General features: G+C 36.9%; 13 protein-coding genes. 10 read left to right on the forward strand and 3 right to left on the reverse strand.

Going from position 1 to position 12,113, the window contains the following annotated elements; genetic code table 11:
- Nucleotides 1–243: 243 nt before the first annotated feature.
- The 8 genes from A5866_RS02230 (at nucleotide 244) to A5866_RS02265 (ending at nucleotide 5,698) form a co-directional block, all read left to right on the forward strand.
- Entirely contained in the window at nucleotides 244–1,026 is a 783-nt protein-coding gene (locus A5866_RS02230; RefSeq protein ID WP_086279535.1) for a dihydroorotate dehydrogenase electron transfer subunit, read from the forward strand.
- Nucleotides 1,023–1,952 (forward strand): dihydroorotate dehydrogenase, encoded by a 930-nt coding sequence (locus A5866_RS02235; protein WP_086279534.1) that lies wholly within the window; start codon nucleotides 1,023–1,025, stop codon nucleotides 1,950–1,952. Before A5866_RS02230 ends, A5866_RS02235 begins: the two co-directional genes overlap by 4 nt.
- Nucleotides 1,949–2,668 carry an orotidine-5'-phosphate decarboxylase gene (gene pyrF / locus A5866_RS02240; protein WP_086444490.1) on the forward strand — a complete coding sequence of 240 codons (720 nt, stop codon included), beginning with the start codon at nucleotides 1,949–1,951 and terminating at the stop codon, nucleotides 2,666–2,668. The genes A5866_RS02235 and pyrF overlap by 4 nt, the downstream gene beginning before the upstream one ends.
- Complete coding sequence (pyrE, locus tag A5866_RS02245; RefSeq protein ID WP_086279532.1) at nucleotides 2,665–3,300, forward strand: orotate phosphoribosyltransferase; 636 nt, start codon at nucleotides 2,665–2,667, stop codon at nucleotides 3,298–3,300. Before pyrF ends, pyrE begins: the two co-directional genes overlap by 4 nt.
- Before the next feature lie 188 nt (nucleotides 3,301–3,488).
- Nucleotides 3,489–4,190 carry a carbonic anhydrase gene (locus tag A5866_RS02250; RefSeq protein ID WP_086444489.1) on the forward strand — a complete coding sequence of 234 codons (702 nt, stop codon included), beginning with the start codon at nucleotides 3,489–3,491 and terminating at the stop codon, nucleotides 4,188–4,190.
- A 14-nt stretch (nucleotides 4,191–4,204) separates the two neighbouring features.
- Nucleotides 4,205–5,095, forward strand: coding sequence for a LysR family transcriptional regulator (locus tag A5866_RS02255; protein WP_086444488.1), 891 nt, complete (start codon nucleotides 4,205–4,207; stop codon nucleotides 5,093–5,095).
- 173 nt (nucleotides 5,096–5,268) lie between these two features.
- A complete protein-coding gene (locus A5866_RS02260; protein ID WP_176271440.1) occupies nucleotides 5,269–5,439 on the forward strand; it encodes a hypothetical protein in 171 nt (56 codons plus the stop codon).
- Between the two features lie 67 nt (nucleotides 5,440–5,506).
- Nucleotides 5,507–5,698: a hypothetical protein gene (locus A5866_RS02265; RefSeq protein ID WP_086444487.1), complete on the forward strand. Its 192-nt coding sequence runs from the start codon at nucleotides 5,507–5,509 to the stop codon at nucleotides 5,696–5,698.
- A gap of 66 nt (nucleotides 5,699–5,764) precedes the next feature.
- Here the strand turns inward: A5866_RS02265 and hisC are convergent, their stop codons facing one another.
- Nucleotides 5,765–6,823: a histidinol-phosphate transaminase gene (gene hisC, locus A5866_RS02270; protein ID WP_086444486.1), complete on the reverse strand. Its 1,059-nt coding sequence runs from the start codon at nucleotides 6,821–6,823 to the stop codon at nucleotides 5,765–5,767.
- Nucleotides 6,824–7,049: 226 nt separating this feature from the next.
- Here hisC and A5866_RS02275 point away from each other — a divergent pair, with 226 nt between their 5' ends.
- Together A5866_RS02275 and A5866_RS02280 are read left to right on the forward strand one after the other, a co-directional pair.
- A complete protein-coding gene (locus A5866_RS02275; RefSeq protein ID WP_086444485.1) occupies nucleotides 7,050–8,237 on the forward strand; it encodes a pyridoxal phosphate-dependent aminotransferase in 1,188 nt (395 codons plus the stop codon).
- 314 nt (nucleotides 8,238–8,551) lie between these two features.
- Nucleotides 8,552–9,460 (forward strand): phosphate ABC transporter substrate-binding protein PstS family protein, encoded by a 909-nt coding sequence (locus A5866_RS02280; RefSeq protein ID WP_086279526.1) that lies wholly within the window; start codon nucleotides 8,552–8,554, stop codon nucleotides 9,458–9,460.
- Nucleotides 9,461–9,525: 65 nt separating this feature from the next.
- On the opposite strand, the gene A5866_RS02285 is transcribed toward A5866_RS02280, so the two are convergent.
- Nucleotides 9,526–11,283 (reverse strand): sensor histidine kinase, encoded by a 1,758-nt coding sequence (locus tag A5866_RS02285; protein WP_086279525.1) that lies wholly within the window; start codon nucleotides 11,281–11,283, stop codon nucleotides 9,526–9,528.
- A complete protein-coding gene (locus tag A5866_RS02290; protein ID WP_086279524.1) occupies nucleotides 11,280–11,993 on the reverse strand; it encodes a response regulator transcription factor in 714 nt (237 codons plus the stop codon). The genes A5866_RS02285 and A5866_RS02290 overlap by 4 nt, the downstream gene beginning before the upstream one ends.
- Nucleotides 11,994–12,113: the final 120 nt, after the last annotated feature.

Below are 12,113 nucleotides of genomic sequence, written 5' to 3' on the forward strand. Positions count from 1 at the left end.
GAAGCAATCCCTTCGGAAATAAGCCAGAATTCACAAAAATTTGAAGAGCACCGAGTAGGTACCAATCATCATCAGTTCGCAAACTCACTGTGATTCTTGGCAATTTTCGTGAATTCTTTCTTATTGCTGTAAAACACAGCGAGGTACGAGCTGATGTTGTACAGTACCTACTTGGTTCTCGGGATTAAACACTTCTGTCCCAGCCTCTTTATTACAATAAAGTCTTGAGAAGGAGTTGCATACATGAAACAGGAAATAATGACGATCGTTTCTCAAAAACAATTAGCACCAAGAATTTTTCAAATGACACTGACAGGTAAATTAGTTGATGAAATGGAAAAACCTGGGCAGTTTATTCATATAAAAGTACCTCGAGCAGATCTGCTTTTAAGAAGGCCAATCAGTATCAATCAAATTAACAAAGAGGCACAGACTTGTACAATTATTTATCGCACAGAGGGAGATGGCACGAAAGCTTTTTCTGAACTTAAAGCGGGGGACTTATTGGATGTGATGGGGCCTTTGGGAAATGGGTTTGATGTCGATTGTTTGAAAACTGGTCAAAAAGCTTATGTAATCGGTGGCGGTATCGGGATTCCACCTATGTATGAACTGTCAAAGCAATTGAAGCAAAAAGGGATCGAAGTCGTACATTTTCTCGGGTTTGCCTCTAAGGAAGTCGCTTATTTCCAAGAAGAATTTATGGCTTTAGGTGATACACGTTTTGCGACAGACGATGGTTCTTTTGGTGTTGAAGGAAATGTGGGAAACCTTTTATTATCTGCTATAGAAAAAGAGCGACCTGATGCAGTTTATGCTTGTGGTGCTAATGGTATGTTAAAAATGATCGCACACGTTTTTTCTGATAATCCTAATGTGTTTCTTTCATTAGAACAACGAATGGCTTGCGGTATGGGAGCATGTTACGCCTGTGTCTGCCATGTGCCAGGTGATGAAAGCGGAACTTCGAGTGTCAAGGTTTGTGATGAAGGTCCAATTTTTAGAGCTAGTGAGGTGGTTTTATGATGGAAAACCCGTTAGCGATCAGTATTCCAGGCTTAGAATTAAAGAATCCAATTATTCCTGCTAGTGGGTGTTTTGGTTTTGGTGAAGAATATGCTAAGTATTATGATTTGGGGAAACTTGGTTCGATCATGATCAAAGCCACGACTCCGCAAGCACGTTTTGGCAATCCAACACCTAGAGTTGCAGAAACACCAAGCGGTATGTTAAATGCGATCGGTCTACAAAACCCGGGGTTGGATGTTGTCATGAATACAAAACTTCCAGCTTTGGAAGCGTACGATGTACCAATCATTGCCAATGTTGCCGGGGCTTGTGAAGAAGACTATGTTGAGGTTTGCAGCAAAATTGGTGATGCTCCTAATGTAACAGCAATCGAGTTAAATATCTCATGTCCTAATGTAAAACATGGTGGAATTGCGTTTGGAACAGATCCAGATGTTGCATTTCAACTAACGCAAGCTGTAAAAAAAGTGGCAAAGGTCCCAATTTACGTGAAACTTTCGCCAAATGTAACAGATATTGTTCCAGTTGCCCAAGCGATTGAAGCAGGCGGTGCGGATGGATTCTCTATGATCAACACACTTTTAGGGATGCGTATCGATTTAAAAACACGTCGTCCGGTTTTGGCAAATCAAACAGGAGGACTATCAGGGCCTGCAATCAAACCTGTTGCGATTCGATTGATCAACCAAGTGTCACAAATTTCTACTTTACCGATCATTGGTATGGGTGGTGTTCAGACTGTGGATGATGTATTAGAAATGTTTATGGCTGGAGCAAGCGCAGTAGCTGTTGGAACAGCTAACTTTACTGATCCGTATATTTGTCCAAAATTAATCGAAGCATTGCCTAGCAGAATGGCAGAACTTGGGATCGAATCTTTGGAGCAACTAATTAAAGAAGTTAGGGAGGAAAAAAATAAATGAGTCAACGACCGATCATCGCACTAGATTTTCCTTCAAAAATAGAAGTAGCAAATTTTTTACAGCTATTCCCTGTAACAGAGTCATTATTTGTTAAAGTAGGAATGGAGTTGTTTTATCAAGAAGGGCCAGCAATTGTTCGTTGGTTAAAATCATTGGGCCATTCTGTTTTTCTAGATTTAAAATTGCATGACATTCCTAATACTGTGGAAAAATCAATGATTGGCCTAGCTAAACTTGGTGTCGACATGACGAACGTTCATGCAGCAGGCGGTATTAAAATGATGAAAGCTGCAAAAGCAGGGCTAGAAAAAGGAACACTGGCAGGCGCTAGAGTACCGATCTTAATTGCTGTAACACAACTTACATCAACAAGTGAACAAGACATGCGAGAAGAGCAATTAATTGATGTTTCATTAAATGAGAGTGTGATTCATTACGCCAAATGTACTGAACAAGCTAGTTTAGATGGTGTGGTTTGTTCAGCACTTGAAGCCCAAGCAATTCATCAAGCGACAAGTGAGGCTTTCATCTGCCTAACACCAGGAATTCGTCCAAGCGGGAGTGATGTGGGCGATCAACAACGTGTAGTAACACCAACCGATGCAAGAAAGATTGGTTCGACCTATATTGTTGTTGGGCGACCAATAACACAAGCTGAGGAGCCATACAAAGCGTACCAACAAATTAAAAATGAATGGAATGGAGAAACCAAATGACAGAACTAGCTAAAACGATTGCGAAAGATTTATTAGAAATAGAAGCGGTATTCTTAAGCCCAAACGAACCCTTTACTTGGGCCAGTGGAATCAAAAGCCCAATTTATTGTGATAACCGTATTACTATGAGTTATCCAGTCGTTCGTAAAGAGATCGCTAAAGGATTAGCAGAAAAAATCAGAGCAACTTATCCTGATGTTCAAGTCATTGCAGGAACAGCAACTGCTGGAATTCCTCATGCGGCGTGGGTTGCAGATATTTTAGACTTACCAATGGTCTATATCCGCAGTAAAGCCAAAGAACATGGCAAAGGCAACCAAATTGAAGGTCGGATTTTTAAAGGACAAAAAATGGTTGTGATCGAAGATTTGATTTCAACAGGTGGCAGCGTTTTAGAAGCAGCTGAGGCCGCAAAACGTGAAGGGGCAGATATTTTAGGTGTAGCAGCAATCTTCACTTATGAGTTACCCAAAGGAAAACAAAAATTTGAAGAACATAATATTGATTTGCTTACGTTAACAAACTATTCAACATTGATCGATGCGGCTTTAGAATCCAATTATATTGAAGAAAATGATGTTGCGCTCTTAAAAGATTGGAAAAAAGATCCTGAAAATTGGCTAAATAAGTAGTATCACGCATGAAAGTATAATTTTTGATCAGTTAGTCAAAGGTTATACTTTTTTTCTTGATTCAATGAATTCTTCATAATATGCTATAATTTATAAAAATGCATGGAGTAGTTTTTGAAAATTGACTGTTAATCCTAAATAAGATACAGTTATTTTATTCAAGTAACAAAATTAGAAGGTGGGGTTTGATGAAAAATATTCGGAATATGGATGTAGAATGGGGATACGAAGGAGAGCTCGGACCCGAGCATTGGCATACCCTGTGTGATTGGTTTTCAACTGGTGCAAAGTATCCTTACCAATCACCAATTAATTTATCAAAAAACTTAGTCAAGGGTGTATCAACAAGTAGAGCGATTGATTTTTGTTATAAATCAGAAGAGTTTACAGAAAAAGAATTTAAAAATACATTTCATTTTGTTCCACCAAATACAGAAAGCTATATCATTTTTGAAGATGAAAAATACTATTTGACTGATATTCATTTTCATACGCCAAGTGAACATACCTTTGATGGCGAACACTCACCATTGGAATTTCATTTAGTCCATATGAATAATTCTGGTGATAACTTAGTTGTTGGTTGTTTATTTACAATCACAACAGAAGAAAATAAATTTTCAAAAAATAAAACAACTCTGAAATGGAAATCAGAAACCCATCAACAATGGTTTGATCCTTCAATTTTTTTACCTGAACAAAAATCACATTTTCATTATTTAGGTTCGTTGACAACACCACCGACCAAAGGACCGGTCCATTGGTTTGTATTTGATACGATTCAAAAAATGGATCAAGAGTTCTTTGAACGAATTGATGAAGGGATGTTACCGTTCAATAATCGCCCTGTCCAAGCGTTAAATGGACGAAAAATCTATTTTTCCGAATAAGATGGAGGTCACCTATGAATATTCAACAGATGAAATATGTTGTAGCAGTTGCGAATAACGGCAGCTTTCGAGAAGCGGCGAAAAAGCTCTTTATCACGCAGCCAAGTCTTTCTAATGGGATTCGGGAATTAGAGGAAGAGATCGGGGTGACGTTGTTTATTCGTACGAACAAAGGGGCTTCTTTGACGGAAGAGGGACTGACATTCTTAGAACATGCAGAAAAAATCTTGACTCAGATGGAAATGATTGAAAACCGTTATCAGGAAGTGACTAAAAGCGAACGTTTTTCAATTTCCTCTCAACACTATGATTTTTTAGGCGAAGTAATGGGTAGAGTGATTCAACGATTTAAAGATCAGTACAAAAATTTCCGTGTTTTTGAGACAACAACACTAAAAGTCATTGAAGATGTGAAAAGTTATCATAGTGAACTTGGGATCATTTATTTAAATAGCCAAAACCAATCTGGGATTGAGCGATATTTAGAGCAAGCCAATTTAACGTATGATGTGATGGGTAGTTTTAAAACGCACATTTTTCTTGGAAAGAATCATCCCTTAGCCCAGCAAAAGGAAATTCAACTGGAGCAACTATGCTGCTATCCTCAAGTGCGATTTACCCAAGAAGGCAGTAATTTCGCTTATTTTTCAGAGGATTTAATTGAAAATCAGGAGCAAGAAACCGTGATTTATACGAATGATCGTGGAACATTGATGAATTTGCTGGTGGAGACAGATGCTTATGCCTCTGGTTCTGGTGTGGTAACGGGTTTTACTAAAAAGGAAATACGCTTGGTTCCATTAGCAGAAAGTACCAATAATAAAATCTGTGTTCTTTACCAAAAAAATAAAACAATCAGCACAATTGGTCAGTATTTTATAAAAGAATTGAAACAATTATTTTGAAGCGAGTCAGGACTACCTATTTTTTATCAGATTTTACTGTTGTCAAACAAAATAGAAGAGAATGTAAAAGAACACTTTGAATTATCGAGTGTTCTTTTTTTTTTGTTAGAAATACTATCTATTAAGTTGCGTCTGATTGTGATAGAATTAAAAAAAAGAAGGTGTTGTTTGTTATGAGAAAATTATCAATAGAAATGATGGAAAGAAGAGAGAATAAAATTGTTATGGATCAGGTCATCGGTAGGTCATTTGAAAAATCTGTGGGAAAAAGTGTACTGCAGCTTATTAATATGAAATCTGCCGTTTCAGGTGTCATATTTACTAAAAGTCCATTTTGTAGATAAAAATCAAAAGTTAAGAATTTTAGCCAAATATCTGGATTTTATGTAGAACAAAGAATGGAGTGATTATATGAGAAAGTTATCGATTTCAACAATAGAAAAAAAGCGGAATAATATAATGTTAGATGATATTATCGGTACACCATTTGAGCGGACACCTGACGATGAGCTAATGGGATGCTCAATTAACATTCCCAATCCGGTAACCGCAACAACTATACTTACAGCCGTTACTATTACAATGATCAAGCGTTGTAAATAATGCTCAGCTAGATTATAGCACCAAACAATCAGTTCTTTGAACAGCTGATTTTTTGGTGCTAATATTTTATTCGTTATCATGTATCACATAATCATGCAGAAGTTGGGAAACTTTTTCCATTTCGACCTGTGTTCCAATTGAAACACGCAAATAATTTTTCAATCGCTCAATTTTTGGAAAGTAGCGAACAAATACGTCTTTTGTTTCTAAATAGTGATACAGCTCGTTCATATTTAAATTAGGATGAGTTAGCAGCACAAAGTTTGTTTTTGAAACCAGGGTAGAAAAGCCAAAATTTGTTATGTTTTTAGAAAACCAGTCTCTAGTTGTACAAATTTTCTGTGTTATTCCCTTATAATAGGCTGAATCTTCAACAGCCGCTACAGCTAATTTTTCAGCTAACATATCAACTGAATAAGGATTAAAGGATGATTTTATGCTTTCCGCAATTTTTATATATTCAGGATTGCCAATAGCATAACCTACCCGTAATCCCGCCAATGAGCTTGACTTTGAAAAGGTTCGGATAATGATCAGATTAGGGTAACTATCTAGAAGCGTGACAGCAGAGCATCCAGCAAAATCAATATAGGCTTCATCAATGATGACAATCACTTCTGGATTTTCATTTAATAGATACTCGATTTCAGAAAGTGGTTTAAATAAACCTGTAGGTGCATTAGGATTTGCGATGATGATTCCGCCGTTCAGTTGTTTATAATCATCAATAACTAATTCAAACTGATCATTTAACGGTAACTCTTTAAATGGAACTTGAAACAAATCAGCCCAAACTTTATAAAAACCATAAGTGATATCTGGAAATAAGAGCGGATCAGAGCTGTTAAAAAAGGCAAGGAAACAAAAAGCTAAGACCTCATCAGAACCGTTACCAATCAAAAAGTGTTCTGGAGATAATTGATGCTTGGCTCCTAAAGCTTTTTTTAAGGTAAGATTATCAATGGAACTATACCGTTTTAATTGTTCCACGTCGAAGTGTTTCAATGTATCCGCAACTTTTGGAGCAGGGGGATAAGGATTTTCATTTGTGTTCAATTTGATCATAGCTGGGTAATTTGGCTGCTCTCCTGGAACGTAAGGTGTGATTTTTCTAAGACCTTTCATTTTGGTTCGCTCCCTTCATTTCTTTTAACTATAGAGAAGCATGAGCGCTTTCGCAAGAGTAAAATGTGTATTTGGAAAGAAAAAACGAAATTTTGAAATAGAAATTTCATTTTAAACGGAATTATGCTATTATAATTCCATTAAGAAAAATACAATTATACTACTAGTGTTTCGAGGATAATCGATTTTGCAGCTAGCAGATGAGCAAGTAAGAGGAGATGGTTTGATGGATTTAACTCAACGCTTTAACAAACAAGTAGACAAAATTGCTGTTTCATTGATTCGCCAATTTGATGAACAAGTAACAAATATCGATGGCATTATAAAACTGACATTAGGAGAGCCAGACTTTAACACACCAGAACATGTGAAAACGGCTGCTCATGAGGCAATCGACCAAAATTTTTCACATTATTCTGGGATGTCGGGATTAACAGATGTTCGTGAAGCAGCTACTTTTTTTATGAAAGAAAAATATGGTGTCAGTTATCAGCCAGCCTCTGAAGTTTTAGTGACTGTAGGTGCTACTGAGGCAATTTCAGCAAGTCTCTTAGCTATTTTAGAACCAGGAGACAAGGTTTTGATGCCTGCACCGATCTATCCAGGGTATGAACCAGTGATTACGTTGGCTCAAGCAGAACCCGTTTATATTGACACGACCTCAAACCATTTCGTATTAACGCCTGAGATGATTGAAACGGCTATGGTAGAACATGGTGAGCAAGTCAAGGCCATTATCCTAAATTATCCAAGTAATCCAACCGGAGTGACGTATAATCGTGAAGAAGTCAGGGCGATTGCAGATGTCTTAAAAAACTATCCGATTTTTGTAATAAGTGATGAAATCTATAGTGAATTGACATACGAAGATCAACATGTCTCTATTGCAGAATTTATTCCAGAGCGAACAATTCTGATCAATGGGCTATCAAAATCACATGCAATGACAGGGTGGCGAATCGGTTTTATCTTTGGTCCTGAAAATTTAATAGCGGAAATTATCAAAGTGCATCAATATTTAGTAACAGCAGCTTCTACAATTTCACAAAAAGCCGCAGTTAGAGCTTTAGTAGAAGGGATGAATGATGCTGCAGCAATGAAAGAAGAATATCGTGAGCGTCGAGATTTTGTTTATGAACAGATGAATTATTTGGGATTTGAAGTGGCTAAACCGAATGGAGCCTTTTATATTTTTGCTAAAATCCCGACAGGCTATGAACAAGATTCAATGAAATTCTGTGTGGATCTAGCTCAGCAACAAGCAATTGCAATCATTCCAGGTGTGGCATTTGGTCAAGAAGCTGAAGGTTACGTCCGAATTAGTTATGCGGCAGATTTGGCTACCTTAAAAGAAGCAATGAAACGAATTGGTCAATATATTGAGATGAAAAGAGGTCGAGACAAAAGCGTTTAGCTCTGAGAACCAAGTAGGTACTGTGCAACATCAGCTCGTACCTCGCTGTTTTTTACAGCAATAAGAAGGAATTCACGAAAATTGTTCTTCAAATTTTTGTGAATTTCGGCTTATTTCCGAAGGAGCTGCTTTTTTTCGCCGTTTATTTGGGATTAACAAGATGCTGTTAATCTGAAAAGACTTTTGTCCAAGACACTTTTTTACTCTCAACAGAACCTTTACATTCCTTTACTCATTATTTACAAAACGTTTAAACAGAATTAACAGAGTGCTGTTAAACTAAGCTTGTAACTAATTGAAAAGGACGTGTAAAGATGAAGAAACGTTTAGTAGCAGCAATGGTTTTAAGTGTGGGACTTTTGATTGCAGGGTGCGGTAATCAAGGAGCTGCAACTAGTGACAGTAATAATAAATCTAAAGATAGTAGCACTAATAGTAATCAACCAGTCAAAATCGTTGCTGTAGGTTCGACTGCATTACAACCATTGGTCGATGCAGCGAAAGATCAGTTTATTTCAGAAAATCCAAATTATACAATCTCTGTTCAAGGAGGAGGAAGCGGAACAGGACTTTCTCAAGTATCTGACGGTGCTGTAACAATTGGGAATTCTGATGTATTTGCCGAAGAAAAATCTGGTGTCGATGCGTCGAAATTAGTTGACCATCGTGTGGCTGTTGTAGGTATGGGACCTGTTGTGAATAAAGAAGTTGGGGTCAAAAATATCAGTAAGCAAGAGTTGATCGATATTTTTACCGGGAAAACAAAAAACTGGAAAGAGCTAGGCGGTAAGGATCAAGAGATTGCCGTGATCAATCGTCCAAGCGGCAGCGGTACACGCGCAACCTTCGAAAAATGGGGACTGGATGGGGCTACAGCTGTCCAATCACAGGAACAGGACTCATCAGGAACCGTGCGTCAAATCGTTGCACAAACACCTGGAGCAATCAGCTATCTTGCGTTTTCATACATGGATGATTCAACGTTAGCCTTAAGTATTGATGATGTAAAACCAACAGAAGAGAACGTTGCAGACAATTCTTGGAAAATTTGGTCTTACGAGCATATGTATACTAAAGGTCAACCAGATGATGATGTAAAAGCATTCTTAGACTTCATGTTGACAGATGATGTTCAAGAGGGAGTAGTCAAAGAGCTAGGCTACTTACCAATGACTTCAATGAAAGTCGAAAGAGACGTATCTGGAACTATTACTAAAAAATAAATTCTTCCCCCTAAAAGAATCAAAAAGAGGCTTGACGTAAAAAACGTCGGCCTCTTTTTGATTTGCTATTTTATTGGAAGTCTCACTGTAAAGGTTGAGCCTAAGCCTAAATGGCTATCGATCATAACGGTTCCGCCTAATAGTTCGGTATAATTGTGGACAATTGATAATCCAAGACCGGTACCGCCAGAATGACGACTTCTAGCTTTATCAACACGATAGAAACGTTCAAAAATACGTTCTTGATCTTCTAAACTAATCCCAATACCGCTATCATTTACTATAAAATAGAACGTATCAGTAAAACCAAAATCAATTGTGATCGTACCGTCGACTTGAGAATATTGAATAGCATTTTCGATCAAATTTTTAACGATGGGGTAGAAAAGTTCATATTTTGTGACATAGGTTATGGTTTCATCGCCAAGGATTTTGATTGTTAAATGTTTATCTTTGATCGTTTTACGATAAGAACGCAAAATTTCTTGAACAAAAGGATGCAAAGAAACTTCTTGATCATTATAAGAAATATTTTTTCCATCCCGTGAAAGTTGCAAAATCTCTTGAATAAGTTGCTGTAGGCGCAAAGCGTCTTTTTGCATGATTTCCAAGAATTGGGTCAACGTTTCTGGATCTTCTTTGGCTCCATCTAGTAATGTTTCGGTAAACCCTAATAGAGAAGTCACAGGAGTTTTCAATTCATGAGAAACATTGCTAACAAAATCTTTTTGCATTTTTTCTAATTGTCTCACTCGAGTTAAATCATACGCAATACCTAAAACTTGGTAATCATTGCCATCTTCTTCTATGAAGCGTAAAGACATATCTAAAATGGTTTCATTCAATGATTCCGTCAGCTTGATTTCTTGATGAACAGAGCTTTTTTCTGTAATGACTTGATGAATCAAGTGGATCAATGCAGGCTCTTTGATAACATCAAAATAATCTTTACCAACATCACTGTTATCAATCATCAAAATATTGATCATTTTAGGATTGATCAGTTGTAGTTTTCCATCAACATCAATGATAAAGACACCAATCATCAATTCATCGAGTAACGCATGAAACTGTTCATCAGTGGATGTATAAGCTAAATAAGTTTGACTCATTTGTTGGCTTAACAAGTTGACCGTTTGATACAATTCATTCCATTCGGGTGAGTCTTGAATAATGGAGCGAGCTTCATCGGGATACTTTACGATTTTTTTTAGTACCGGTAGGACTGTGACCAGTGGTTCATTTTTCTGATGAAGTAGTAAAAAGATAAAAGCGTTAATAATCAAAAACAATAAACCGAAAGTGAATAAAATATAGCGTCGAAATGATTGAATACTATTAGAAAATTGTGCTGTTTCTTCTGACATGCGAATAATCCCGATTCGTTCACCATTTTTATCAACTGGCAAGGCGAGATAAAGTAACTCTTGGTTTAAAGTAATACTTTTTCTTAAGGCCGAGCCAAAATCAGCACCCGATAAAACTGCTTTTATCTCCGGACGATCACTTCTTGATTCATGAAGTGCAGGATAAATACTGTCATAAAAAATATCTCCTTTAGCAGTCATCAACGTCAAGCGTTCATTTTTATCTGTTGAATAGTGTTCAATCAATTTTTCTTCCTGCTCAGAGAAGTGTTGTGTTAAAAATAAATTAGGGGAGAGTTGATCAAGAATCAAGGTCCCCTTTTTTTGTAAGTATTCTTCTTGCTGAGATAATAATTCCTTTTTAAAAAAATAGTTTGTCAAAAAGATACTACCGACAAACAACAACATCATCATAATACCGACTACCCAATACTCGATTCGTTGACGTTTTTTCATTTTTTAGGCTCCTGAAATCGATAACCAAATCCTCTGACTGTAACCAAGTATGCTGGTCTTTTAGGGTCGATCTCGATTTTATCTCTTAAATGGCTAACATGAACATCTACGATACGGCTTTGACCAGCAAAGTCATAGTTCCAAATTCGATCTAATAAAGTATCACGATCGATCACACGGTCTTTGCGCTTAATAAAGTAGACGAGTAGTTCAAATTCTTTTGGCGTTAGTTCGATTTTTTTGCCTCGAACGCTTACCTCATAATTTTGTTCGTCTACATGAATATCGCCTAATACTAAAGGCGCTTTGACTGTTTCATTGAATTCTTCTGTTTTGTTTGCGACTGGTTTTAAGCGGCGAAAGATAGCTTTCATTCTTGCAAGTACTTCTCTAGGGCTAAAGGGTTTTGTTAAATAGTCATCTGCTCCGATTTCTAACCCGATGATTTTATCAACTTGATCATCTTTTGCAGTCAAGATTAAGATGGGAGTGTCGATTTTTTCGCGCCGTAAGGACTTGGTAATTTCTAAACCATCCATATTTGGTAACATCACATCTAAAATAATAAAATCAAATTGATTGGTTAACGCTAATTCATAACCGACTGCGCCATCAACAGCGGACATCACTTCATAGCCGTCTTTTTCTAAGTTAAAAGTCAATAATGTTACAATTGATGGTTCATCATCGACAACAAGTACTTTTTTCATCTATTTGGCTCCTTATAATACGAAATAAACACAAGATTATTTTATCATAGATTTGCAGGTATCAAAAATTTTATGGAATGTTTCTAAAACTACTTTCAAAGCAAAAGAAATGGTATAATA

The sequence above is a fragment of the Enterococcus sp. 12C11_DIV0727 genome (assembly GCF_002148425.2).
GTDB classification, from domain to species: domain Bacteria; phylum Bacillota; class Bacilli; order Lactobacillales; family Enterococcaceae; genus Enterococcus_L; species Enterococcus_L lemimoniae.